We start from the raw sequence: 23,646 nt of genomic DNA on the forward strand, positions 1-23,646 counted from the left end.
TGTGCGGCCTAGCGGCCTAACTGCCGGCCCAGCCGCCGGACTGGCGGCCGAACGGCAGCCGCGGGTCCAGGTCCTGGCCCTCCCAGGTCTGGCGGATCCAGCCGTGGTGCGGGTCATCGCTGATCAGCCAGTCGCGGACCGGGCCCGGGCCGGCCATGACGTTGAGGTAATACATGTCGTAGCCGGGGGCGGCCATGGCGGGTCCGTGCCAGCCGTAGGGCACCAGGACGACGTCGCCGGTCCGGACTTCGGCCGCAACGTCGATGGGCCGCTCGTCGGAGGCGTAGACCCGCTGGTAGCCGATCGCGTCGTCGGCGCCGGGCCGCTGCGGCGCTCCGGGCGTCACGCGGGTCTCGAAGTAGTAGATCTCCTCGAGGCTTATCTCGCCGTCCTTTTCCTCATCGTGCTTGTGCGGGGGATAGGAGGACCAGTTTCCGGCCGGGGTGAGGACCTCGCAGACGATGAAACGGTCCGCCTCCAGCGCGGCGGGGGTGCCAAAATTGTGGACCTGGCGGGAGCAGTTGCCTGCTCCACGCAGTTCCACCGGCGTCTCGGCGGCGGTGATGAGGCGGGTCGGGTAGGAGGCTTTGGCCGGGGCTGTGGCTACCGCCACGCGTCCGCCGTCGGCCGAGGTGATGGCCGCTGCCTTGCCAGCTCCGGTGTAGAGCACATCGCTGGGGCCGCTGAAGACGCTGTCCCGACCGGCCAGGGGATAGTCCTGCCCGTCCACGGTCGCCACAAAGGAGCCGTTGAGCGGGATCACGATGCGTTCCTCCGCCGCGGCGTCCAGCGCGACGGCGCCGCCGGCCGCCAGTGTGGCGACCTTCAGCCCGGTGTGCGCCCAGCCGTCCACCTCCAGTCCCGAATCTGACGTCCCGATGGAAATGTCCCACTTGCCTTCGGCGGCGGTGCCGAGCGGATAGACCCAGTTGGCCATGGAAGCTGCCCTTTCGTTGTCGCGCCGGAGGAAGGCGCGTGTGTGTGCGGGGGTGGAGCCGGAGGCGCCCCTAGCTGAACTCTTATCTTTGAACCAGTGTCATTTCGAAGCTGTAGGAATCCGCCCGGTAGACGTGGTGGCCGGTTTCCACATTGCGTCCGGTGTCGTCCACGGCGGTCCGCTCCATGGTGACCAGGGCGGAGCCGGGCGTGGTCTCGAGCAGCGGCGCCTGGTAGTCGTTGGCGATCATGGCGCCGATCCGCTGCGAGGCGAGGCGGAAGTTCACGCCGCCGTTGCGCAGGATGGCGTAGAGGCCCTGCGAACCCAGGCTCGCCTCGTCGATGGCCGTGATGTCGTCCCGCACCCAGTTCTCCATCAGGGCCAGCGGCTTGCCGCCCACTTTCCGGAGCCTGGTGAAGTGGTAGACCTTGGCGCCGGCCGGAAGGTGCAGTGCTGTCCGGGTCACGGCGTCCGCCTCCTCGTGCGAGAAGCTGAGCACGTCGGTGGTGGGCTTGCTGCCGTTGTTGCTGAGGTCGTCGTAGAGGCTGGACAGTTCCAGCGGGCGGCGGACCTGGCTGGAGACCACCTGGGTGCCGACGCCGCGCTTGCGGACCAGCAGGCCGGAGCGGACCAGCTCATCCATGGCTTTGCGCATGGTGGGCCGGGAAAGGTTCAGCTGGGCGGCCAGGTCGATCTCATTTTCCAGCCGGCTGCCGGGTTCCAGCAGCCCCGTGTGTATCGCGGCCTCGATGCCCTGCACCACTTGGTGGTACAGCGGCACTGGGGAAGAGCGGTCGATCCGCAGATTAAGTTGATTCGTCACTGGGCGTGCTCCCTTGTGCTCCGCGGCGGCCGAAGTGCCGGCCTGTCCGCGCATGTCAGGCTATGTTCGCTTGATAGGACATACTGCCTTTTTCTGATAGTAGCAGGGCCGCCACGGGCAGCCAAGGGCCACCCTGAGGGGCCGGGGGTGTAGGGGTCGGGCGGGCGTTTCCGGAATGGTCAGGTCCGCGAATTTGGCGACTTCCCCGCGTATCATTGCGTCAAAACATCCTATTGTCAGGACAAACTATTGACAACTGTGATCGGAGTCACCATGATCGGTTGTAGATGGCTCATGGACCGACGCGATGAAGCGGCCGGCGTGGCCCGGAATCAAAGGAGATTGATCGTGACCAAGTTCTCGTGGCGGAAGGCGACCCTCGTGGCGGCCGTTGTACCCATGCTGGCCCTGAGCGCGTGTTCCAGCACCGGCGGGAAGCCCGCAGACTCAGGCAATGCGGCTGGCGGAGGCCAAGTTGCCACTACAGACCGGATCAAGATCGCCCTGATCACCCATGCAGCAGCAGGTGACACCTTCTGGGACATTGTTCGCAAGGGCGCCGAGGAAGCATCGGCGAAGGACAACGTTGAGCTCCTCTACACGTCGGATCCCGAAGCCGGGCGCCAGGCCCAACTCATCCAGCAGGCTATCGACCAGAAGGTCGACGGCATCGCGGTCACGCTCGCCAAGCCTGAAGCCCTCAAAGACGTCCTGAAGAAGGCCACGGACGCCGGCATCCCCATTGTGAGCCTCAACGCCGGCGAAGGGGTCTCCCAGGCGCTCGGAGCCTTCACCCACTTCGGCTCCAACGAGCAGCTCGCCGGTGAGGCAGTCGGCACCCGGCTCGCGGCAGAGAACTTCAAGCACCCGGTCTGCGTGATTCAGGAACAGGGCCACGTGGGACTTGAAGCACGCTGCGCGGGCGTCAAGGCGAAGGTGCCTGGAACGGAGATCCTTTACGTCGATGGCAAGGATATGACCTCCGTTCAGTCCACCGCGACGGCCAAGCTCCAGGCTTCCAAGGACGCCGACGTCATCATCGGCCTCGGCGCCCCCATCACGCTGACTCTCCTCAAGTCGGTCACCGACGCCGGCAGCTCTGCCAAGGTTGCAAGTTTCGACCTGAACGCGGATCTCGCCCAGAAGATCGCGGATGGTGCAGTTCTGTTCACCGTGGACCAGCAGCCGTGGCTGCAGGGCTACGGAGCCGTCGACGCCATCTGGCAGAACAAGCGCGGCGGCTTCAAGATCGGCGGCGGCCAGCCTGTGCTGACGGGCCCGGCGGTCATCGACAAATCAAATGCGGCCGATGTCCTGACCTTCGCCCAGCAGGGCGTCCGCTAACAGCCCGCTGGCCGGGCCGGTTCGCGCCGGCCCGGCAGCAAGGAGAATCATCATGACCATCACCCAGACAAAGACAAAGTCGCCGGCGCCCGATGAGCGCGTCGCCAAGCGCAGTCCGTTCCAGAAACTGCTCGGACGTCCCGAGGTCGGTGCCCTGGTAGGCGCGATCGTCCTCTTCATCTTCTTCGCGTTGGTGTCCCCGACCTTTACCCAGCCCGGTGCCCTGGCAACCATCCTGTACGGCAGTTCCACGATCGGGATCATGGCGGTGGGGGTGTCCTTGCTCATGATCGGCGGGGAGTTCGACCTCTCCACCGGTGTCGCGGTGATCACCTCGGCGCTGACGGCGTCGCTGTTTAGCTGGTACTTCACCACGAACGTCTGGGTCGGCGTCGGCCTGGCCCTGGTGGTCTCCTTGTCCATCGGGTTCATCAACGGGTGGATCCTGATCAAGACCAAGCTGCCGTCCTTCATCGTCACCCTGGCCACGTTCCTGATGCTGACCGGCCTGAACCTGGGCCTGACGCGCCTGATCGGCGGCTCCGTGTCCTCACCCTCGATCTCCAACATGGACGGCTTCGCCTCCGCCCGGGCGGTCTTCGCCTCCTCGGTGAACATCGGCGGCGTCGACATCAAAATCACCGTGTTCTACTGGTTTGCGCTGGTCGCGGTGGCCACCTGGGTGCTGATGCGGACCCGGGTCGGGAACTGGATCTTCGCCGTCGGCGGCGACGCGAACGCGGCCCGCGCCGTGGGTGTGCCGGTCAAGGCCACCAAGATCGGCCTGTTCATGGCCGTGGGCTTCTGCGCCTGGGTCCTGGGCATGCACAACCTCTTCGCCTTCGACACCGTGCAGTCCGGTGAGGGCGTGGGCAACGAGTTCCTCTACATCATCGCCGCGGTGATCGGCGGTTGCCTCCTCACCGGCGGCTACGGCTCGGCGATCGGCGGCGCGATCGGCGCGTTCATCTTCGGCATGGCCAACAAGGGCATCGTCTACGCCCAGTGGAACCCGGACTGGTTCAAGTTCTTCCTGGGCCTGATGCTGCTGCTGGCCACCATCGTCAACCTCATCGTCAAGCGCCGCGCGGAACTGAAGTAAAGGGGCCCGGAAAAATGAATGCCAAAGAGATCGACCAGCAAACGTTGCTCCAGAACGAAAAAGACCCACTCACCCACACCCCCGTGCACCTGCTCTCCCTCGACGGGGTCGCCAAGCACTACGGGAACATCATCGCCCTGTCCGATGTCACCATGGCAGTGGACAACGGCCGCGTCACCTGCGTGCTGGGCGATAACGGCGCGGGCAAGTCCACGCTGATCAAGATCATCGCCGGCCTGCACCAGCACGACGCCGGGATCCTGAAGGTCATGGGGGAGGAGCGGAAGTTCAGCTCGCCCCGTGACGCCCTCGATGTGGGCATCGCCACCGTCTACCAGGACCTCGCGGTGGTGCCGCTGATGCCGATCTGGCGGAACTTCTTCCTCGGCTCGGAACTGACCTCTGGATTCGGCCCGTTCAAGAGCATGGACGTCGAAAAGATGAAGGAGATCACGCTCAAGGAACTCGCCGCGATGGGCATCGACCTGCGCGACGTGGAGCAGCCCATCGGCCAGCTCTCCGGCGGCGAACGCCAGTGTGTCGCGATCGCCCGTGCCGTGTACTTCGGCGCGAAGGTCCTGATCCTGGATGAGCCCACCGCGGCCCTGGGCGTAAAGCAGTCCGGCGTGGTGCTCCGCTACATCCTGCAGGCCCGCGACCGCGGCCTCGGCGTCATCTTCATCACCCACAACCCGCACCACGCCTTCCCGGTCGGGGACCGCTTCCTGTTGCTCAAACGCGGCAAATCGATCGGCTACTACGACAAGAAGGACATCACCCTGGACGAACTCACCGCCCAGATGGCCGGCGGCGCCGAACTCGCTGAACTCGCCCACGAACTCGAACAGCTCGGCGGCCACGGCGACATCGTCAAGGAAGTCCAGGGCGAAGTCGCCGACGTGGCCCAGACCACCGGCAAGACCTACGAGTAACTGCCGCCCCAACTCCTGAAAGGACAAGCCTTTGGCTTACCTCAACCGCAACCCGTCCGACGTCGCCCTGCCCGTGCGGATCGGGCTCATCGGCTCGGGCTGGATGGGCGCCTTCCACGCCGAGAGCATCGCCCGCCGCGTCCCCGGTGCCGTCCTTGCCGCCATCGCGGATCCGAACCTTGAATCCGCCGAAGCGCTGGCCGGCGCGCTGGGCACCACGAAGGTGACCGCCGACGCCGCCGACCTCCTGGCCGACCCGGAGATTGACGCGGTCGTCATCGCCAGCCCCGCACGCTTCCACTCCGCCCTGATCAGCCAGGCCGCAGCCGCCGGAAAGCACGTCTTCTGTGAGAAGCCCGCGGGCCTGGGGCTCGAGGAGCTCGACGCGGCCCTGGCCGCCGTCGAAGCCGCCGGGGTGCACTTCCAGATCGGCTTCAACCGCCGGTACGCCGCGGACTTCCAGGCAGCCAAGAAGGATCTCGCCGCCGGAATCGCGGGGGAGCCGCAACTGCTGCGTTCGCTGACACGGGACCCGGGCAGCGGAAGCATTGGCCACGCCGCAAGGATCCCGGCGTGGACCATCTTCCTCGAAACCCTGATCCACGACTTCGACACCCTGAACTGGTTCAACGAAGGCGCCGAACCGGTGGAGGTCTACGCCGTCGCCGACGCGCTCGTGGAACCGGGCCTGCGGGACCAGGGCTTCCTGGACACCGCCGTCGTGACCATCCGGTACAGCAACGGCGCAATCGCCGTCGCAGAGGCGAACTTCAGCGCACTGTACGGCTACGACATCCGTGGGGAGGTCTTCGGCTCGCGCGGCATGGTCCAGGCCGGCCGCGCCACCGAAACCGCCGCCCGCCGGTACACCGCCGAGGGGATGTCCGCCGACACCCCACGGCTGAACGTCGAGCTCTTCCGGCAGGCCTACACGGACGAGCTCGTGGACTTCGCCGACGCCGTGCGCGCCCGGCGCGACGGCCGCAGTGACGATACAGCGCCGGCGTCGAAGCCGTTCACGCTCACGCCGGGAGCCAATGACGCCCGGCGCGCACTGGCCATGGCGCTGGCCTGCATCGAGTCGGTCAAGCAGGGCACGCCGGTGGCCGTCAACGAGAGGGCGGTCCTCTGATGCGGCTCGCCGTCTGCGCTGAGATGGTCTTCACGGACCTGCCGTTCACGGAGCGGGTGCGCCGGCTCCACGAAGCCGGCTTCGACGTCGAGCTCTGGGACTCGCGGTCCAAAGACATCGGCGCGCTCAAGGCCACCGGGGCGGTGTTTTCGTCCATGACCGGATACATCTCCGGCAGCCTCGTGGATCCCGACACCGCGGACGACGTCGTGCGGACCGCCGAGTCCCTGATCCCTACTGCCCTGGAGCTTGGCGTCAGCCGGCTGGTGGTCCACCCGGCGGAACTCGTCGACGGCCACGCCGCCAGGCCGGTCTACCGGTCCAGCGGCCACATGTGGGCCACCGGCGCCCGGACCCTGGAACGGCTCGGGCAGCTCGGTGAGAAGTACGGGGTGACGTTCTGCCTCGAGAACCTCAACACGATCCTGGATCACCCCGGTATCCCGCTGGCCCGGGCCAAGGACACGCTGGCGCTCGTGCAGGCCGCCGGGCACCCGAACGCCAGGCTCATGCTGGATCTGTACCACGCCCAAATGGGGGAGGGGAACCTGATCGAGCTCGTCCGCAGTGCCCTGCCGTACATCGGCGAAATCCAGGTGGCGGACGTTCCCGGCCGCTGTGAACCCGGAACCGGGGAAATCAACTATGCGGCCGTCGCCAGGGCGCTCGCGGAGGAAGGCTACGAAGGGACAGTGGGCATGGAAGCCTGGGCCAGTGGAGACAGTTACGCGGCCCTGGAGGCCTTCCGTTCAGCGTTCACCGTGACCGCCAAGGCAGCCGCATGAAGGACGTCGTTCTCGGACTCGTCGGGGTGGGGCGGATCGGCGTCATGCATGCCAACAACATCGCCGCCCTCAACGAGGTCATGAATCCGCAGGGCATCAACGTCCGGCTCCGGCTCACGGACGTCGCCGACGAGCATGCCCGGACGGTGGCCTCCGGTCTCGGCGCGGAATTCCTGCCGTCGGTGCAGGCGTTGCTTGGCTCCGGGCTCGACGGCCTGGTCATCGCCACCGGAACGGGAACCCACCCCGAACTCATCAAGGCGGGTGTGGACGCCGGGATCCCGGTCTTTTGCGAGAAGCCCGTAGCCCTGAACGTGACCGATGCCCTGCCGGTGCTCGACTACATCCGGGACCGGCAAGGCGTGGTCCAGATCGGGCATCAGCGCCGGTTCGACGCCGGCTACCTGGAAGCCCGCCGCGCCTACCAGGCCGGCGAGCTGGGCTGGATCCATTCCCTGCGCGCAGTCACCTGCGACATGACGCCGCCGCCGGTCGAGTTCCTGGCCGGCTCGGGCGGGTTGTTCCGGGACTGCTCGGTCCACGATTTCGACATCCTGCGCTGGCTCACGGGCCGCGAAATCGTCGAGGTGTACGCCAAGGGCTCCAACAACGGGGATCCGGCCATTGGCGAGGCCGGTGATGTGGATACGGCCCTGGCGCTGGTGACGTTCGACGACGGCACCGTGGGAACGGTTTCCGCCACCCGCTACAACGGGGCCGGCCACGACGTCCGGCTGGAAATCCAGGGCTCCCGGAGTTCGCTGATGGTGGGTCTGGACAACAAGGCGGCGCTGGCCTCCGCCGAAGCCGGGATCACGTTCCCCGCCGGGAAACCGCACCTGACGTTTGCCGAGCGGTTCGAGGAGGCGTACCGGTCCGAGATGGCCGCCTTCGTCGAACTGATCCTTGGCCGCCGGGAGAACCCCTGCACCCCGGAAGACGCCGTGGCGGCGTCCCGGGTGGCCGACGCCGCGCAGGAATCGCTGGCCACAGGCGTGCCGGTCCGCGTGGCCCTGAGCGTCGCCGGGTGAGCACCGCCTGCTGAGCGTCGTCTGCTGAGCGTCGCCGGGTGAGCGCGGCCTCGGGCGAGGCCACCGGCCCGGATCGAATGCAGTGAAACGGAAACCCCGGAGCCCAGGGCTCCGGGGTTTCCGGTCTGATCTCAGGGCCGGGTCCGGCATACCTCCACGAAGGCCCGGAACGGCGCGAGCCGCTCCCCGGCGGGGAGTTCCAAGGCTTCGGGGTGCCACTGGACCGAGGCCACCCAGCGCTCCGGATCCTCCAGCGCCTCGACCGTCCCGTCCTCAGCCACGGCCGTCACCTGCAACCCACCGGCCACCCGGGCCACAGCCTGATGGTGACCCGAGGCGATCTTCACGCTTACGGCACCGGATCCGCTCCCGTACAGGGCGGCCACCTTGGAACCGGCCCCAACCGTCACCTCGTGCCAGGCCCACGGACCGGACCCGTGCGCCGGTGCGGGAACGCGGTGCGCCACCATTCCCGGCTCCATGTCCTGGACCAGGGTCCCGCCGTAGAGCACGTTGAGCAGCTGATGCCCACGGCAGATGCCCAGTACCGGCACCCCGGCATCGATCGCGTGCCGCGCCACCGCGAGGTCCAGCTCGTCCTGGGCATGGCTGACGTCGTAGCAGAGATCGGATTGTGTCTCGCCGTAGAGGCCGGGGGCGAGGTCGCCGCCGCCGGGAAGCACCACGCCGTCGAGAGACGCCAGCTTTGCCGCGGGACCGCCGTCGTGCATTCCGGCAGCGGTGAGCGGCACCGGTTCGGCGCCGCCCTCACGCAGCAACTCCACGATGTATCCGAACAATCCGTTGGCTTTCGCCACGCGCGGGTCCGGATCGGAGGAGCTGGTCAGGCGGACGGGAACGCCGATGCGCGGCCGGCCGCCAAGGAGGTTGCGGGAAGTCTGCATGCCTCATTCTGCAACATGATCCCGGACTAGGATTGCCAGATGAACGCCCGCTATCTCGTGTCCCGCAGCCGGTACATCGCCGCTGCCCCCAGTGCCATCTTCGACGTGCTCGCCACGCCCGCCCTTCACAGCGTGATTGACGGCTCGGGCACCGTCAAGGGCGCCCAGCCGCGCGGGCCCCGGCGGCTGTACCTCGGCGCCAGGTTCGGCATGCAAATGAACATGCGGGTGAACTACAAGATCCTCAATAGGGTCTGCGAGTTCGACGAAGGCCGCCGGATCGCGTGGCGGCACTTCTACGGCCACGTGTGGCGCTACCTGCTCGAACCATCCACTGGCCCTGACGGCACCGCCGGCACCTTGGTCACCGAACAATGGGACGCGCGGCCGGTCCGCGGCAAGAGCCTGCTCCGGCTGGCCGGCTACCTGCGCCGCCATCCGGCCAACCTGGAACAGACACTGGCCTTGCTCGACGCATACATGGCCGAGCACCCGGACTTGGGTAATGTGGATGGCAGCACGAAAGGCGACTGAAGGTGGGAACTGGGATGGGCCGCAGGACACTGGTCGACGATCTCGTCGACGGCCTGCTAAACGAAATCCTTGACGGAAAGCTCCAACCCCACAGCACGATTCCGCCGGAAGCAGACATCGCCAAGGCCTACGGCGTCAGCCGGCTGACCGTGCGCGAAGCCCTCAAGGCGCTCCGCGCACAAAACATCCTCTACGTGAAGGCCGGCAGGGGAACCTTCGTCAACCCCACGGACAACTGGACCGGCCTGGACGCGATCTTCAAGGCGGCCTCGCACGGCAACGCGGCCGAACAGGTCTCGGTGGGACTGATCGAGATGCGCCGCATGGTGGAGACCGGGGCAGCCGCGCTTGCCGCCAAACGCTACACCCCGGAGCACGCCGAGCGGATGCGCGAGTGCATTGAGGACATGAAGCGCTTCCACGAGTCAGGCGATCTGGACCGCTTCGTCGAAGCGGACATTGGCTTCCACGACGCCGTCCTGAGGGCTTCCGGCAACCCGTTCGTCCGTGCCCTGTTCGGCCAGCTGGGCCAGTTGCTGTACATCACCCGACGCGAAACGTCGGCTGTCGGCGTGATCCAGCAGCACGCCATCGATTACCACCAACGGGTTATGGACAGCATCCTCAGCGGTGACGCCGAGCGCTCGCGGCAGGCGATGGACGAGCACATGGACCAGACAAATGCTGACTACGAACGCTACGTGCGGGGCGCCAAGTCCTGACGTCCACCCCCGGGCTCTTGACGTAACCCGAATCACATTCTAGGATCGTGCCTAGTTCTTGAATCAGATGTCTGACATCTGACTCAACAAGATTCCTGCAGCACGCGCTTCCAAGCGGGCAGGATGACCTACCCCAATCCACCGATTTCCTGGCCCGGCACAGCCGCAGGGCAGGAAACCACGTAAGAAGGTCGATGATGACTTCATTAGCCCCCAAGTCTTCCGGACTCGGCGAACTGGGCGACCGCACGCTCCGTAAGGTCCGCCGCCGCGTCATGCCCCTGATTGTCCTGCTCTACTTCGTTGCCTACCTGGACCGCAACAACGTCGGATTCGCCAAGCTCACCATGAGCGAGGACATTGGCCTGAACGCCGCTGCCTACGGCCTTGGCGCCGGCATCTTCTTCCTCGGCTACGCTCTCCTCGAGGTTCCCAGCAACGCCGGCATGTACCGGTTCGGCGCCCGCAAGTGGCTGGCCCGCATCCTGATCACATGGGGCATCTTCGCCACCGCGATGTGCCTGGTCAACGGTGAAACCACCTACTACATCATCCGGTTCCTGCTCGGTGCCGCCGAGGCCGGATTCTTCCCGGCGATCCTGTTCTACCTGACGCTGTGGTTCCCCGCCGCGCAGCGCGTCACCGTGCTGGGCATCTTCATCCTCGCCCAGCCCGTATCCAATGCGCTGGGCGCCCCGGTCTCCGGGCTCCTGCTGCAGATGGACGGCATCATGGGCCTCCAGGGCTGGCAGTGGCTCTACATCATCGAAGGCATCCCGGCGATCGCCCTGGGACTGCTGACGCCCATCCTCATGACGGACCGCCCGCGGGACGCCAAATGGCTCAACGTCGACGAGCGCAACTGGCTCACCGCCACCATGGACGCCGAACTGGCGGCCAAATCCCAGTCCGGGAAGCACAACTTTATGGCCGGGCTCAAGGACAAGCGCACCCTGGTCTACTCCGCCCTGTACTTCGGCCTGGTGTGCGGGATCTACGGTCTGGGCCTGTGGATGCCCACCATCGTCGCAGCCCTCGGCAAGTTCTCCACGGCTGAAGTCGGCTTCATCGTCTTCATCCCCTATGCCGTGGCCGCAGTATTCGTCTACTTCTGGAGCAAGCGCGCGGACCGGACCGGCAAGCGTGCCTGGCACTCAGCGGTCAGCATGGTGCTCGCGGGCGTTGGACTCCTCGCCGCCGGCTACCTGCTGCCGGTCAACCCGTTCCTCGCGATGGTCGGCCTGACGCTCTCGGCCATGGGGATCTACGGTGCCATTGCCCCGTTCCTCTCGATGCCCTCCGCGGCGCTCACCGGTGCGGCCGCCGCTTCCGGCCTCGCCCTGGTGAACTCCCTCGGAAACCTCGGCGGCTTCGTCTCCCCGTACGCCGTCGGGCTCCTCAAGGACGCTACCGGCAGCAACCAAAGCGGGCTGCTGTTCCTCTCCCTCTGCCTGTGCCTCACCGCCGTGGCCACCTACCTCTACGCCCGTAAGCGCCCCGAAGGCGACGCCGCCCTGGACCCCGCGGTCGCAGCGGCCGCCGCCGTCGACACGGCCAAAGTACCCTGATCCCGAACTCCCTGAAGGAACCTTCGTCATGACAGCAATTACCCCCTTCCCCACTGAACGCACCGTGGTCCTGACCGGCGCCGCGTCAGCCCGCGGCATCGGCCGCGCCGCCGCCGACCGCCTGGCCAGCGAGGGCTGGTCCATCGCAATCCTGGACATCAACGCCGAGGATGCTGCCGCGGCTGCCGCCGAAATCGGTTCCAACCGTGCCGTCAAGGCCATCGGCGTCGGCGCGGACGTCTCCGACGCCGCGTCGGTAGACCGGGCCATCACGGAAATCGAGGGCTCGCTGCCCCCGATCGTGGCCCTGGCCAACCTGGCCGGCATCAGTTCCCCGACGACGTTCATGGAAACCACTGTCGAAGAATGGGACAAGGTCTTCGCCATCAACATGCGCGGATCCTTCATCGTCTCCCAGCGGGTGCTCAAGGGCATGATCGAGCGCAAGCTCGGGCGGATCGTGAGCATCTCCTCGATTTCTGCCCAGCGGGGCGGCGGCACCTACTCCAAGGTCGCGTACAGCGCGTCCAAGGCCGGGATCATCGGTTTCACCCGCGCTCTGGCCCGCGAAGTGGGCGAATTCGGCGTCACCGTCAACGCCATCGCCCCCGGCCCCATCGACACCGACATCATGGGCGGAACGCTGAGCGAGGACCGCAAGGCGCAGATGTCCGAGGGCATCATGATGGGACGGGTCGGCAGCCGCGAGGAAGTGGCGGCCCTCATCGCCTTCCTGCTCGGCCCGGACGCCGGTTACATCACCGCGGCCACGTACGACATCAACGGCGGCCTCCAGGTCTCCTGACCGACCTCCCCCCACCCCGTTGCGCTATCACTTCCAGGCCTTAAAACCCCGGAATGGCCACCAAAAGTGATAGCGCAACGGGTGTCAGAGGTCCTTGCGGCACTGGGCGTGGCCGAGCTCGTAGAGCCCGTTCAGGTCGCCGTCGGCTAGCCCGTCCGGGGCTCCGATCTCCGGGTACATCAGCTGGGCCGGGTCATCGACATGCTCCAGGCCCATCACATGGCCGAGTTCGTGCAGGATCACGGCCGTGGCATAGGCCGCACCCTCGGACCGGTCCAGGTCTTCCGCGATTTGCGGGGCATCCAGTTCCAGGCTGCCGGTGACGAAGCTTTTGGGACCGTCGCCGAAACTGAAGTGGGTGCTGCCGCCGGTGCCGATCACCGGACCTTTGAGCTGCGGGGCCTGCTCCGGCGTGGTCCAGGCGATCAGCAGCGGCGCCCACCGGTCCCCGTAGAGATCCTTCTGGTAGGGCGCGCGGGTTGGCGAGGGCGACTCAAACGTGGGGCCGTCATTGATGAACGTGATCCCGGTAGCCTCCGAGATCGTCCGGATGGAGTCTTCCACGAGCCGCTCGGCGCCCTGCGGGGCCAGGGCGGCGTTGATGACGTAGTGCAGCGGCCGGCACGGCGAGTAACCCACCGGGGCGCCGTCGTCGTTCGTCGCGAGGAACTTATAGGAGGTGCTGGCCGCCTCCGGTTTCCGGGGCGTGCCGAGGGGCTGGTCCTGCTCCTCGAGCCCGGGCGGGGGAGTGTCCGTCCGGTCCCCTCCGGCCGGCACGGCGGGCTGGCCGGACTCCTGGCCGGACCGCGGCGCCACCGGCAGGTCACGGCCTGCGTTGTGCGCTCCGCGGTTGACCTCGAAGAGGCCCGTGAACCGGGGGTCGCCGTAGACGAGTCCGGCCGTGAGGAAGGCCCCGCCGGCGATTACTGCGGCGGCGGCAAGGTTTCTGACAACCCGCAGCGCCGTGGTGCCCCGGCTGTGCCGTGGCCCGCGGTCCCGAAAAACAGGATCGTCCACTAGCCAACCACAGCGCCAAAGGCCATGCCCAGCAAGTACGTCACGCCGGCGGCGCCCATGCCGATGGCCAGTTGCCGCAGGCCGCGGGTGGCGGGCGAGGTGCCCGAGAGCAGGCCCACGACACCACCAGTGAGCAGCAGTGCCAAGCCGACGAGGCCCGCGGAAACCACCAGTGCGGCGAGTCCTGTCATGCCGAGCAGGAAGGGAATGATGGGCACGATCGCACCGGAGGCGAAGAAGCAGAAGCTCGACGCCGCCGCGCCCCACGCGGTGCCGACTGCCTCGTGCTGGTCCCCGCTTTCGGGCAGTTCCGGCCGCAGGGACAGGCTCGGATCGCAGTCGCAGTCCAGCAGGCCCATCCGCTCCGCGACGCGGTGCTCTGCGGCCTCCCGGGACATGCCGCGGGCCAGGTAGACGAGCAGGAGTTCGTTGTGCTCGATGTCCAGCAGCGGCGCCGCCGCCAACGTGATCTGGGTGGGACGGGTCGCGGCGAGAAGCTCCCGCTGGGACCGCACGGAGATGAACTCGCCGGCCCCCATGGACAGTGCACCGGCCAGCAGCCCGGCGACGCCGCTGAGCAGCACCACCTGGCTTCCCACGCCGGAGGCAGCCATGCCCATGACGAGGGACAGGTTGCTGACCAGCCCGTCGTTGGCCCCGAAGACGGCGGCCCGGAACGTTCCCGCCAGCCGGTTGCGGCCCCGGGTGGCCAGTCCGCGGACCACTTCTTCATGGATCTGCTCGTCGGCGACCATGGCCGGCGTGGCGAACGATTCAGTGGCGTACGGGGAGCGGCTCTCCGCCCGCTGGGCCAGGGCCAGGACGAAGACCGAGCCGAAGTGCCGGGCCAGGAAGCCCAGGAGGCGGCTCCGCAGTGAGGCATGCCGGTCCTTGCCGGCGTGCTCGCCCAGCAGTTGGAGCCAGTGTGCCTCATGGCGCCCCTCGGCCTCGGCCAGCGCCAGCAGGATGGCGCGCTCCTCGCCGGAGCGGTTCTGCGCGAGGTCCCGGTAGACGGCCGCCTCGGCACGCTCATCGGCGAGATACTGGCGCCAGCGCTTGACGTCCGCGGCGCTCGGTTCTGAACTCGGTTCTGAACTCGGTTCTGAATTGGGAGCCGAGCTTGGTGCTGTGCTGGGAGTTGCGGCGGGGGCAGTGGCGGCGTGTGGCGGGGCGGGACGCGGATCCGTGCGGTCCGAAGAGGCTGGTGTCGGGTGTTGCTGCGAGGAATCGTTGCAGTCCGATTCGGTGTGCTGAGACACGAAAAACTCCTGGGTTTGGTCGGGCGTGGTCCGGCCCCATTGCGACTCCAGAGTACCCCGTAATTCCGCGCTTTTCCGGCTGGCCATCCTCAGCGGAAAGTTTAGGGAGGCCGTAACTGCCCTGCCGCGGCGGAGCCGTCCGCGGCTGCTTTCCGGCAGCAATTGTGGGCCCTTGACCGTCCGTGTCCGCGGTGTTCGAATGAAACCCAGGGCGGGGTCCCCGGGCCTCTGCCGCCACCGAAGCCGCACGGAGGTTGCACCATGGATAGCACCGCATCACATCCCATCCAGCCGGCCCGGGAGTCACTCGAGTCCGATCCCGCCTACGACTACGCCGAGGACGCGCCCGTCAGCGATGCCGCGGAGACCGAGGACGAGGAGCTTCTCGAAGAGGCCGATCGGCTCGTTCCCCTGGACGCGGAGGACTTCCTGGGCGACGAGAAGCCGGTGGTGCCCCTGGAAGGGGAAGAATTCCTTGAGCCGGAGGAGTATGAATGATTCGCCAAAGGCCTTAAAGTCCGACGGCGGTGCCTCCCCCTGCGAGGGGAGGCACCGCCGTCATTAACCCGCGGAAAGTAAACCAGCGGAACCTAGTGCGCCGGAACGGTAATCGATTCGTCCTCGGATGCCTCGCCGGCAACCCGCCGCTTCCAGTTCTTCATGACCGCGGGATCCGTCGGCTTGGTCAGCAGTGACACGGCGATGTAGACGATCGCCGAAGCCGCCAGGCCGAAGTAGATCGGCTCGTTGGCGTAGATGCCGTCCAGCGGTACCTCGGCGTTGATCTCCAGGACGATCATGGTGCCGAGGGTAATGACTGAACCCACGGCCATGGAAGCCGCTGCTGCGTGACCGGTGCCGCGCTTCCAGACCAGGCCGCCGAGAATGGCCACAAGGAGGCCGCCGACCAAGATGTCGTAGGCGATGGTAAGCGCCGCGACTACATCCTTGGTGATTACGGCGATGAGGATCGCCACGATGCCGAGCCCCAGGACCCACATGCGGTTGGCTTTGACGTCGTGCTCCGGGTTGTCCGTGTCGTCGGTGTTGATGTTCTTGCCGAACCAGCTGGCGACGAACGGCAGCACATCGGCGCGGGCCACCGTGGCGGCAGCGATCAGTGCGCCGGAGGCAGTGGACATCATGGCGGCGACGGCCGCGGCGAGCACCAGGCCGCCGATGCCGATCGGCAGGATCTGCGTGGCGACCTCGGCGTAGACAACGTCCTTGCCGAGGTTGGCGACGTCGATGTCCGGCAGCGCGACGCGGGCGCCGAGGCCGATCAGGGCGCCGGCCGCACCGTAGAGAATGCAGTAGACGCCGGCCGTGGCGCCGCCCCAGCGGGCAACTGTCGGGGTCTTGGCGGTGAAGACGCGCTGCCAGATGTCCTGGCCGATCAGCAGGCCCAGGGTGTAGACGACGAAATAGGTGATGATCGTCTGGACGCCGATGCCGTCAATCTGGAAGAAACTGGCGTCGACACGGGCACGGATGCCGTCGAGTCCGCCGGCGGCGTTGAGCGTGAAGGGCAGCATCAGGACGAAGATACCGACCGTCTTGATGACGAACTGGACCTGGTCCGCCAGGGTGATGGACCACATGCCGCCGATGGTCGAGTAAATCAGCACGATTGAGCCACCGACGGCGATGGCGAGGGCGCGGTCCCAGCCGAAGAGCACCACGAAGATGGTGGCGTACGCGCTGGTGGAGGTGGCGCACAGCATCAGCGTGTAGGCGAGCATGACGATGCCGGAAGTCTGCGTGGACTTGCTGCCATAACGCAGGGTCAGCATCTGCGAAACCGTGTAGATCTTGAGCTTCTGGATGGTGGGGGCGAAGAGCAGGCTCAGCAGCAGCACGCCGGCGCCGATTGCGACCACGAGCCACATGCCGGAGATGCCGAACTTGTAGCCAAGGCCCACACCGCCGACGGTGGAGGCGCCGCCCAGGACGACGGCGGCCATGGTGCCGGTGTAGAGGAACGGGCCGAGGCGCCGACCGGCGACGAGGAAGTCGCTATTGTTCTTGGTGCGGGACTTGCCCCACCATCCGAACGCCAGCATGGCGGCCAGGTACACCACCACGATTGCGATGTTGACGAAACTTGCGTCCATTATGGGGCTCCTTGGAGCTGGTTGGCAGCGGGATGCGGGCATTGCCGGGCCTCAACAGTGTGTTCGGCAAGGCTGCTGCTGCGTGAAGTGGTTGGAGGAGGATGTCCGTCGGAACCTCCGGTATTGCCTAATAGGCAACACATGTTGCCCAAAAGAGTATGTTGTGACCCCGGTAACAGTCAAGGCGCAGTACGTGCCGCCGCCGCATCCGCGTCACGAAGGCCTGCTCCCGCTAGGATTGCTCCAATGATGGGGCCAAGCGGCCGGCCGTGAAAGGTTCCTAGATGAAGGCTCTACCAGTTGAACCGAGCAATGTTCCCGTTGCCATCGGTTCACGGATCCGCGCCGCCAGGCAGTCCCAGCGGCTCACCATTGAACAGGTCGCAGATGCCACCGGGCTCACCAAGGGATTCCTCAGCCGGGTCGAGCGGGACCTCACCTCGCCCTCGGTAGCCTCCCTGGTGACGCTGTGCCAGGTCCTGTCCATCTCGATCGGCGACCTCTTTGCCGCCCCCGAAACGCACCTCACGAAGCAGAACGAAGGCCCCCGGATCTCCCTCGGCGGCGAGGGGATCGTCGAGCGGCTGCTGACCGCGCGCTCCGAGCGCCGCGTCCAGATCATCCAGGCGGTGATCGAGCCGCGCGGGCGCGGCGAGTCCGAACTCTACGCCGTGGACTGCGATGTCGACGTCCTGCATGTGGTCAAGGGCAGCATCCGGCTGATCCTGACCAACGAGGAATTCGAGCTCAGCACCGGGGACACCGTGACGTTCCCCGGCCGGGAACCACACACCTGGGTCAATCCCACGGACGACGCCGTCGAGGTGCTGTGGGTGCTGGTGCCTGCCGCCAGCCGCTGAGGGCGGGGCCGCAATGCAACCACCGCAAACGTAACCACGCCAATGTAACCACTCCGCGCAATCCGGAAATGTACAGAACGAGCGGATGCCGCTCGCGTCAGTTTCAACTGGGGGATTCCATGAACCGCAAGAACATCTTTCTGTCCCTGTCGCTGGCCGCCGTGCTCGCGGCCGCCCTTGGCCTCAGCTCGTGCGCCGCGGCCGGCCAGCGTGCCGGCGAGACCGGAACCGGCCCTGCCAGCGCCGCAACGACCGCCCCGGCGCAACAGGAATCCGGCCCGGCGGCATCAGCCGCGTCCTCCACCGCTGCAGCCACGCCCGGACCCACCTCCGGCACTCCCGTCCCGGCCACGCCGACGGCCAGCGCGGTGGCCGGCGGGAAAACCTTTACTTTCCCGGACGGGCATCTGTCCTTTTCGTATCCGAGTGACTGGTCCATCCGGACAGTGGGCTCAGCCAAGAACGCCGGCAAGTTGCAGGGCGTGCAAGCGGTCATCGCCGACGCCACGGGCAACGAACTGGCTTCCATCGTCAGCAGCACCAGCGCCAGCAACGCTTCGGGCCCGGTTGCCCGCACCGTGCTGGACGCCGCTCCGGTGCCGGGGCTGAAAGATATGGACGGTGAACAGCTGGCCTTCGGCTTCGCGTTTGATTCCTTCGCCGATCAGTCCGACTTCCACATGAGCGTGCGCAAGCAGCGCGACTTTACGCCGCCGGTCTCTGACTCTGGCTCCGCCTACGTCAGCTTTGCCAACGGCGGGGCCGAGGCCAAAGTGCTCTTCGGCAGCCCTGCGTTCGCCTCCGTCGACGCCGCCAAAGTCTGGATGACCACGGAGCAGTACAGCCAGCTCAAGCGCCTGCTGCTCAGCCTCAAGTACAGCTGACCCCCCGTTCCTGGGCGGCGAGCTTGGCCTGGGTGAGACTTGCGTCACATTCCGGCAATCTGCCGGAAACGGCAAATTAATGCCCGGGGGCCGTCGCGTAACGTGCCGGCAAGAATCGGAAAGCCTTCCAGAAACACGCCGTGGGTAGCGTCATCTGCGGGGGGACGTACAACCGTCCCGAATGTCACATGGTCTCGCCGAATCGGCGCCCTCGGAGCGCCGGCACTCGAGGAAGGCTCCCGCTATGAAGTTCTCTGTGCTTGCAGTAGCAATGGCAGCAGATCCGCAGGTCCTTGACCCCGGATCGACCGCGTGGATGCTCACGGCATCCGCCCTCGTCCTCCTGATGACCCCCGGGCTTGCGTTCTTCTACGGCGGGCTCGTCAGGATGAAGTCCGTCCTCAACATCATGATGATGAGCTTCGGCGCCATGGGCGTGGTGGGCGTCGTCTGGGCCCTGTGGGGCTACGGACTGGCGTTCGGCCCGGATGCCTTGGGCGGATTCGTCGGGGATCCCTTCACTAATTTCGGCCTGAGCGGGCTGACCACCAGCATCGGCACCAAGGCGGCGGGCCTGCCGGACATGATCTTCGTCGGCTTCCAGGCCACGTTCGCCATCATCACCGTTGCGCTGATCAGCGGGGCGGTGGCCGAGCGCGTCAGGTTTGGACCCTGGCTGCTCTTTGCCGCCCTCTGGGTCACACTCGTCTACGCGCCGATCGCGCACTGGGTCTGGGGCGGCGGCCTGTTTGGGCCCACCGGCCTCATTGGCAGCAAGATCTCGGCCCTCGACTTCGCCGGCGGCACAGTGGTCCACATGAACGCCGGCATAGCCGGACTCATGCTGGCAGTGGTTCTGGGCAAGCGGCTCGGTTTCATGAAAGACCCCAACATCCGCCCGCACAACCTGCCGTTCGTCATGCTCGGCGCAGGGCTGCTCTGGTTCGGCTGGTTCGGCTTCAACGCCGGCTCGGAACTCGCCGCCGACGCCACGGCCGCCCTGGCCTGGACCAACACCCTGCTTGCCACCAGCGCCGCCCTGCTGGGCTGGCTGCTCGTGGAGCGGCTGCGCGACGGGCACGCCACCTCGCTCGGAGCCGCCTCGGGTGCCGTCGCGGGACTCGTGGCAGTCACCCCGGCCTGTGGGTTCATCGACCCTGTCGGGGCCATCCTGATCGGCGCGATCGCCGGAGCCGTCTGCGCGCTCGCCGTCGGGCTGAAGTTCAAGATCGGGCTCGACGACTCCCTGGACGTCGTGGCTGTGCACTTCGTTGGCGGCCTCTGGGGGACCCTGGCTCTCGGATTCTTCGCACTTCCGTCCGCCAAGACCGGCGGCGGCCTCTTCTACGGCGGCGGCCTGGCGCAGTTCTGGCCTCAGATCCTCACCGCTCTCATTGTCACGGCATGGAGCGCCGCCATGACCACGCTGATTGGCTTCGCGATCCACAAGAGCATCGGCATGCGCGTTTCCGAGGCCGACGAGCTCTCCGGCATCGACGTGACGGAACACGCCGAAACGGCGTACGAACTCCTCATGGTTGGCGGCAGCTTCCACCCCGGTGACCCGCATGCCAGGGCTGATGCTGCCCACGCCCAGGCCGATGCCCACGCCGAGGCCGAGGGTGGGGCCGCCCTCGCCGAAGGTGAGGCCGCCCGCGGCAGGGTGTCGTCATGAAGCTCGTCACGGCCATTGTGCGGCCTGAGCGGGTCGACGCCGTCAGCGCGGCCCTGGAACGGTCCGGAGTCAACGGCCTGACCGTGAGTCAGGCCAGCGGTTATGGCCGGCAGCGGGGCCACACCGAGGTGTACCGGGGTGCCGAGTACAGCTCGGACCTGCTGCCCAAAGTGCGGCTGGAAGTCCTGGTCAACGAGGACGCCCTCGGCGCCGTCATGGCCGCCATCGAAGAGGGCGGCCGCACCGGCCGTTTCGGCGACGGCAAGATCTGGATTATGGATGTGCGCGACGCCGTCCGCGTCCGGACGGGGGAGCGGGGCGCCTCGGCTATCGCGTGAGGCTGGCCATCGTGGGAGGCCTGCCACTATGAGGCCTTTGGTAAACAAATGATGCGCAATGCGAAACTTCGAGTGTATGATGGTTGTCACAACCGTCGGTCAATCCTCGAAGGAGAGGCTTCTTTTGGAAGAGCTGCGCATCGAGGCCAATGGCAACCTTGGCCCCATCGATTCATCCCGCGTCCCACGCTACGCCGGGGCCGCCACATATGCCCGCCTGCCGCGCCTGGACCAGGTGGCCAAGGCAGATGTCACGGTGGTCGGCGTGCCGTTCGACTCCGGCGTCTCCTACCGCCCCGGCGCCCGGTTCGGGGCCAACCACATCCGTGAGGCCAGCCGCCTGCTGCGGCCGTACAACCCGGCGTGGGACGTCAGCCCCTTCGAGAACATCCAGGTTGCCGACGCCGGCGACATGGCCGTCAACCCGTTCAACATCAACGACGCCATCGAAACCATCCAGCAGAACGCCCTGGACCTGACGGCGTCCGGCAGCAAGCTGCTGACCCTCGGCGGCGACCACACCATCGCCCTGCCGCTATTGCGCGCCGCCGCCGAGCGCGCCGGCGGGCCCATTGCCATGCTGCACTTCGATGCGCACCTGGACACCTGGGACACCTACTTCGGCGCCGAGTACACCCACGGCACACCCTTCCGCCGCGCCGTCGAGGAAGGCATCCTGGACACCGAGGCCATCAGCCACATCGGCACCCGCGGTCCGCTCTACGGCAAGAAGGACCTCGACGACGACCACCGCTTCGGCTTCGGCATCGTCACCTCCGCCGACGTCTACTACCAGGGTGTCCTGGAGACGGTGGCCAAGGTCCGGGACCGGATCGGGAACCGCCCTCTCTACATTTCGGTGGACATCGACGTCCTTGACCCCGCGCACGCGCCGGGCACCGGCACGCCGGAAGCCGGCGGCATCACCAGCCGCGAACTGCTGGAAATCATCCGCGGTTTCCGGGGCATGAACCTCGTCGGGGCCGACGTCGTCGAGGTTGCCCCGGCGTACGACCACGCCGAGATCACCGGCGTGGCGGCAAGCCATGTCGCCTACGAACTCGTGACCCTGATGGCGGACCGCGCCGTCGAAGGGGACCGCTTCGGCGCCCCGAACGGCTACTCGGCCCAGGCCCTCGGCCAGGAATCCCGCCGCCCCGCCGGCTTCGGCACCCCTGTGGCTTCGCCGGTGGCTTCACGATGACCGGCGTGCGCAACGGCGGAGACCTCGTCGTCGAGACCCTTGAGGCGCTCGGCGCCAAGACGGTCTTCGGTATCCCGGGCCAGCACGCCCTGGGGCTGTTCGACGCGATGGGCCGCGGAAACCTGCACTTCGTCTCCTCCCGGGTCGAGAACAACTCGGCGTTCGCCGCGGACGGGTACTCCCGCGCCACCGGCGAGGTCGGCGTGCTGTTCCTGTCCACCGGCCCGGGCGCGCTGACGTCCCTGGCCGGGCTGCAGGAGGCCTACGCCACGGGCGTGCCCATGGTGGTTGTGGCGAGCCAGATCCCGCTCGAGGGCCTCGGCGCGCGCCGCAAAGGCATGTTGCACCAGCTCGATGACCAGAAGGCCTCGGCCGCGAACGTCACCAAGTCCCAGCGCCTGATCCAGCACGCCTCCGGCATTCCCTCCGCCATCCAGGATGCCTGGACCGAGGCGATCTCCTCGCCGCAGGGCCCGGTCTGGCTGGAAATCCCGCAGAACGTTCTGCTGGACCCCATCATGGTGCCTCCGGTGGAGGACGCCCTCGCCGAAGCGGCTGACAACCCGCCCCGGGTGGAGCTGGTCCGCGAAGCCGTGAAATGGCTCTCGACGGCGGAACGTCCCGCCATCATCGCCGGCGGCGGCACCCGCCGTGGCCGCGCCGAGAAGTCGCTGCTTTCGATTGCTGAGAAGCTGCGCGCGCCGGTGATCTGCACTCCGGGCGGCAACGGCGCGTTCCCCTGGAACCATGAGCTCTCGCTGCAGTCCTGGATCGAGGACCAGTACATGACGGAGGTGCTCGAGGACGCCGACGTGCTGATCGTCATCGGCTCCTCCCTGGGCGAGGTCACGTCCAACTACTTCACCTTTGAACCGCGCGGCCGGATCATCCAGATCGACGCCGAACCCCGGGTCCTGGAGTCCAACCGCCCCGGGCTGGGTATCCGTGCCGACGCCGGCCAGGCCCTCGCCGCCCTCGACGCCGCCCTGATCGAACCGCACGGCGAACGCGCCGACTGGCACGGCACAGCTCCCGAGACGCTCGTCAAGGACACCCTGGCGAAGGTCACGGCCCGGCTCGAGTCCCAGGACCTCGGCAAGGAACTGAAGTTCATGGCCGATATCCGCGAGGCCGTTCCCGCGGGCATGCAGACGTTCTGGGACATGACCATCTCCGCCTACTGGGGCTGGAGCTGCTGGGATGCCCGTGAGGGCCAGTTCCACTCCGCGCAGGGCGCCGGCGGGCTGGGCTTCGGCTTCCCCGCGGCGATCGGCGGCGCCGTCGGGCTCGAAACCACCGGCACGCCCGGCGGCGCATCTGCCGGACACGCCAGAGTGCTGGCCGTCTCCGGCGACGGCTCGGCCATGTACTCCATCTCCGAACTCGCCACTGCCAAGCAGCACAACGTCCCGGTCACCTGGCTGATCGTGGACGACGGCGGCTACGGCATCCTGCGCGAATACATGGTGGGCGCGTTCGGCAAGGCCACGGCCACCGAGCTCGCCCGGCCCGACTTCGTCAAGCTGGCCGAAGCCTTCGGTGTGCCGGCCGTGCGGGTGGCCCCCGAGGATGTCGGGGACGCCCTGAAGGCCGGCTTCGCCGCGGACGGCCCCAACGTCGTCGTCGTCGAAACCCTGCTCAAGATGTTCGGCCCCACGCACCTGGCCACGTAGTC

23 protein-coding genes are annotated in these 23,646 nt (G+C 67.1%); 17 read left to right on the top strand and 6 right to left on the bottom strand.

Annotation, left to right across the window (positions count from 1 at the left end):
- Positions 1-16 precede the first annotated feature (16 nt).
- Entirely contained in the window at positions 17-937 is a 921-nt protein-coding gene (iolB, locus tag MRBLAR12_RS18935; RefSeq protein WP_364747615.1) for a 5-deoxy-glucuronate isomerase, read from the bottom strand.
- An 82-nt stretch (positions 938-1,019) separates the two neighbouring features.
- Positions 1,020-1,760: a GntR family transcriptional regulator gene (locus tag MRBLAR12_RS18940; protein WP_229995915.1), complete on the bottom strand. Its 741-nt coding sequence runs from the start codon at positions 1,758-1,760 to the stop codon at positions 1,020-1,022.
- 348 nt (positions 1,761-2,108) lie between these two features.
- Here MRBLAR12_RS18940 and MRBLAR12_RS18945 point away from each other — a divergent pair, with 348 nt between their 5' ends.
- From MRBLAR12_RS18945 to MRBLAR12_RS18970, 6 genes are read left to right on the top strand one after another with little or no spacing between them, the layout of a single operon-like run.
- On the top strand, positions 2,109-3,104 hold the full coding sequence (locus MRBLAR12_RS18945) for a substrate-binding domain-containing protein (RefSeq protein ID WP_229995757.1): 996 nt from the start codon (positions 2,109-2,111) through the stop codon (positions 3,102-3,104).
- Positions 3,105-3,156: 52 nt separating this feature from the next.
- On the top strand, positions 3,157-4,206 hold the full coding sequence (locus tag MRBLAR12_RS18950) for an ABC transporter permease (RefSeq protein ID WP_364747618.1): 1,050 nt from the start codon (positions 3,157-3,159) through the stop codon (positions 4,204-4,206).
- 14 nt (positions 4,207-4,220) lie between these two features.
- A complete protein-coding gene (locus tag MRBLAR12_RS18955) occupies positions 4,221-5,138 on the top strand; it encodes an ATP-binding cassette domain-containing protein (RefSeq protein WP_364747620.1) in 918 nt (305 codons plus the stop codon).
- Between the two features lie 31 nt (positions 5,139-5,169).
- Positions 5,170-6,270: a Gfo/Idh/MocA family oxidoreductase gene (locus MRBLAR12_RS18960; protein WP_229995760.1), complete on the top strand. Its 1,101-nt coding sequence runs from the start codon at positions 5,170-5,172 to the stop codon at positions 6,268-6,270.
- Complete coding sequence (locus tag MRBLAR12_RS18965; RefSeq protein WP_229995761.1) at positions 6,270-7,055, top strand: TIM barrel protein; 786 nt, start codon at positions 6,270-6,272, stop codon at positions 7,053-7,055. Before MRBLAR12_RS18960 ends, MRBLAR12_RS18965 begins: the two co-directional genes overlap by 1 nt.
- A complete protein-coding gene (locus MRBLAR12_RS18970; RefSeq protein WP_364747622.1) occupies positions 7,052-8,086 on the top strand; it encodes a Gfo/Idh/MocA family oxidoreductase in 1,035 nt (344 codons plus the stop codon). The genes MRBLAR12_RS18965 and MRBLAR12_RS18970 overlap by 4 nt, the downstream gene beginning before the upstream one ends.
- 131 nt (positions 8,087-8,217) lie before the next feature.
- Here MRBLAR12_RS18970 and MRBLAR12_RS18975 read toward each other — a convergent pair whose 3' ends face one another.
- Positions 8,218-8,991, bottom strand: coding sequence for a gamma-glutamyl-gamma-aminobutyrate hydrolase family protein (locus MRBLAR12_RS18975; protein WP_364747624.1), 774 nt, complete (start codon positions 8,989-8,991; stop codon positions 8,218-8,220).
- Between the two features lie 39 nt (positions 8,992-9,030).
- Between MRBLAR12_RS18975 and MRBLAR12_RS18980 the strand changes: the two genes are divergently transcribed.
- The 4 genes from MRBLAR12_RS18980 to MRBLAR12_RS18995 all read left to right on the top strand — a co-directional run bounded on the left by MRBLAR12_RS18980 (position 9,031) and on the right by MRBLAR12_RS18995 (position 12,620).
- Positions 9,031-9,525 (top strand): polyketide cyclase / dehydrase and lipid transport, encoded by a 495-nt coding sequence (locus MRBLAR12_RS18980; RefSeq protein ID WP_364747626.1) that lies wholly within the window; start codon positions 9,031-9,033, stop codon positions 9,523-9,525.
- 14 nt (positions 9,526-9,539) lie between these two features.
- Positions 9,540-10,247, top strand: a complete 708-nt coding sequence (locus MRBLAR12_RS18985) for a FadR/GntR family transcriptional regulator (protein WP_229995765.1) — start codon at positions 9,540-9,542, stop codon at positions 10,245-10,247.
- 194 nt (positions 10,248-10,441) lie between these two features.
- Entirely contained in the window at positions 10,442-11,815 is a 1,374-nt protein-coding gene (locus MRBLAR12_RS18990; protein WP_414645539.1) for an MFS transporter, read from the top strand.
- Positions 11,816-11,843: 28 nt separating this feature from the next.
- Positions 11,844-12,620, top strand: coding sequence for an SDR family NAD(P)-dependent oxidoreductase (locus tag MRBLAR12_RS18995; protein ID WP_364747628.1), 777 nt, complete (start codon positions 11,844-11,846; stop codon positions 12,618-12,620).
- A gap of 84 nt (positions 12,621-12,704) precedes the next feature.
- On the opposite strand, the gene MRBLAR12_RS19000 is transcribed toward MRBLAR12_RS18995, so the two are convergent.
- Both MRBLAR12_RS19000 and MRBLAR12_RS19005 read right to left on the bottom strand, forming a co-directional pair.
- On the bottom strand, positions 12,705-13,637 hold the full coding sequence (locus MRBLAR12_RS19000; RefSeq protein ID WP_364747630.1) for a matrixin family metalloprotease: 933 nt from the start codon (positions 13,635-13,637) through the stop codon (positions 12,705-12,707).
- The gene (locus tag MRBLAR12_RS19005) at positions 13,637-14,896 is read right to left on the bottom strand and encodes a VIT1/CCC1 transporter family protein (protein ID WP_364747632.1); all 1,260 of its coding nucleotides are present in this window, start codon (positions 14,894-14,896) and stop codon (positions 13,637-13,639) included. Before MRBLAR12_RS19005 ends, MRBLAR12_RS19000 begins: the two co-directional genes overlap by 1 nt.
- Before the next feature lie 261 nt (positions 14,897-15,157).
- Between MRBLAR12_RS19005 and MRBLAR12_RS19010 the strand changes: the two genes are divergently transcribed.
- The gene (locus tag MRBLAR12_RS19010; RefSeq protein WP_364747633.1) at positions 15,158-15,394 is read left to right on the top strand and encodes a hypothetical protein; all 237 of its coding nucleotides are present in this window, start codon (positions 15,158-15,160) and stop codon (positions 15,392-15,394) included.
- A gap of 92 nt (positions 15,395-15,486) precedes the next feature.
- Here MRBLAR12_RS19010 and MRBLAR12_RS19015 read toward each other — a convergent pair whose 3' ends face one another.
- Entirely contained in the window at positions 15,487-17,010 is a 1,524-nt protein-coding gene (locus tag MRBLAR12_RS19015; RefSeq protein WP_364747635.1) for a sodium:solute symporter, read from the bottom strand.
- A gap of 284 nt (positions 17,011-17,294) precedes the next feature.
- On the opposite strand from MRBLAR12_RS19015, the gene MRBLAR12_RS19020 reads away from it, so the two are divergent.
- The 6 genes from MRBLAR12_RS19020 to MRBLAR12_RS19045 all read left to right on the top strand — a co-directional run bounded on the left by MRBLAR12_RS19020 (position 17,295) and on the right by MRBLAR12_RS19045 (position 23,644).
- A complete protein-coding gene (locus tag MRBLAR12_RS19020) occupies positions 17,295-17,870 on the top strand; it encodes a helix-turn-helix domain-containing protein (protein ID WP_018775913.1) in 576 nt (191 codons plus the stop codon).
- A gap of 119 nt (positions 17,871-17,989) precedes the next feature.
- Positions 17,990-18,754 (top strand): hypothetical protein, encoded by a 765-nt coding sequence (locus tag MRBLAR12_RS19025; RefSeq protein ID WP_229995647.1) that lies wholly within the window; start codon positions 17,990-17,992, stop codon positions 18,752-18,754.
- 244 nt (positions 18,755-18,998) lie between these two features.
- Positions 18,999-20,429 carry an ammonium transporter gene (locus MRBLAR12_RS19030; protein WP_364747637.1) on the top strand — a complete coding sequence of 477 codons (1,431 nt, stop codon included), beginning with the start codon at positions 18,999-19,001 and terminating at the stop codon, positions 20,427-20,429.
- The gene (locus MRBLAR12_RS19035; RefSeq protein ID WP_229995649.1) at positions 20,426-20,767 is read left to right on the top strand and encodes a P-II family nitrogen regulator; all 342 of its coding nucleotides are present in this window, start codon (positions 20,426-20,428) and stop codon (positions 20,765-20,767) included. The genes MRBLAR12_RS19030 and MRBLAR12_RS19035 overlap by 4 nt, the downstream gene beginning before the upstream one ends.
- Before the next feature lie 124 nt (positions 20,768-20,891).
- Positions 20,892-21,971, top strand: coding sequence for an agmatinase (gene speB, locus MRBLAR12_RS19040; RefSeq protein ID WP_364747907.1), 1,080 nt, complete (start codon positions 20,892-20,894; stop codon positions 21,969-21,971).
- Entirely contained in the window at positions 21,968-23,644 is a 1,677-nt protein-coding gene (locus tag MRBLAR12_RS19045; protein ID WP_364747639.1) for a thiamine pyrophosphate-binding protein, read from the top strand. Before speB ends, MRBLAR12_RS19045 begins: the two co-directional genes overlap by 4 nt.
- The last annotated feature ends 2 nt before the right edge of the window (positions 23,645-23,646 follow it).

Origin of the sequence: Arthrobacter sp. LAR12-1-1.1 (assembly GCF_040676555.1) — a bacterium.
Classification (GTDB): domain Bacteria; phylum Actinomycetota; class Actinomycetes; order Actinomycetales; family Micrococcaceae; genus Arthrobacter.

Bases quoted from the DNA above. Each gene is read 5' to 3' on its own strand.
- iolB (WP_364747615.1), bottom strand. From the start codon at position 937: ATGGCCAACTGGGTCTATCCGCTCGGCACCGCCGCCGAAGGCAAGTGG.
- MRBLAR12_RS18950 (WP_364747618.1), top strand. From the start codon at position 3,157: ATGACCATCACCCAGACAAAGACAAAGTCGCCGGCGCCCGATGAGCGC.
- MRBLAR12_RS18955 (WP_364747620.1), top strand. From the start codon at position 4,221: ATGAATGCCAAAGAGATCGACCAGCAAACGTTGCTCCAGAACGAAAAA.
- MRBLAR12_RS18965 (WP_229995761.1), top strand. From the start codon at position 6,270: ATGCGGCTCGCCGTCTGCGCTGAGATGGTCTTCACGGACCTGCCGTTC.
- MRBLAR12_RS18970 (WP_364747622.1), top strand. From the start codon at position 7,052: ATGAAGGACGTCGTTCTCGGACTCGTCGGGGTGGGGCGGATCGGCGTC.
- MRBLAR12_RS18975 (WP_364747624.1), bottom strand. From the start codon at position 8,991: ATGCAGACTTCCCGCAACCTCCTTGGCGGCCGGCCGCGCATCGGCGTT.
- MRBLAR12_RS18980 (WP_364747626.1), top strand. From the start codon at position 9,031: ATGAACGCCCGCTATCTCGTGTCCCGCAGCCGGTACATCGCCGCTGCC.
- MRBLAR12_RS18985 (WP_229995765.1), top strand. From the start codon at position 9,540: ATGGGCCGCAGGACACTGGTCGACGATCTCGTCGACGGCCTGCTAAAC.
- MRBLAR12_RS18990 (WP_414645539.1), top strand. From the start codon at position 10,442: ATGATGACTTCATTAGCCCCCAAGTCTTCCGGACTCGGCGAACTGGGC.
- MRBLAR12_RS18995 (WP_364747628.1), top strand. From the start codon at position 11,844: ATGACAGCAATTACCCCCTTCCCCACTGAACGCACCGTGGTCCTGACC.
- MRBLAR12_RS19010 (WP_364747633.1), top strand. From the start codon at position 15,158: ATGGATAGCACCGCATCACATCCCATCCAGCCGGCCCGGGAGTCACTC.
- MRBLAR12_RS19015 (WP_364747635.1), bottom strand. From the start codon at position 17,010: ATGGACGCAAGTTTCGTCAACATCGCAATCGTGGTGGTGTACCTGGCC.
- MRBLAR12_RS19020 (WP_018775913.1), top strand. From the start codon at position 17,295: ATGAAGGCTCTACCAGTTGAACCGAGCAATGTTCCCGTTGCCATCGGT.
- MRBLAR12_RS19025 (WP_229995647.1), top strand. From the start codon at position 17,990: ATGAACCGCAAGAACATCTTTCTGTCCCTGTCGCTGGCCGCCGTGCTC.
- MRBLAR12_RS19030 (WP_364747637.1), top strand. From the start codon at position 18,999: ATGAAGTTCTCTGTGCTTGCAGTAGCAATGGCAGCAGATCCGCAGGTC.
- MRBLAR12_RS19035 (WP_229995649.1), top strand. From the start codon at position 20,426: ATGAAGCTCGTCACGGCCATTGTGCGGCCTGAGCGGGTCGACGCCGTC.
- MRBLAR12_RS19045 (WP_364747639.1), top strand. From the start codon at position 21,968: ATGACCGGCGTGCGCAACGGCGGAGACCTCGTCGTCGAGACCCTTGAG.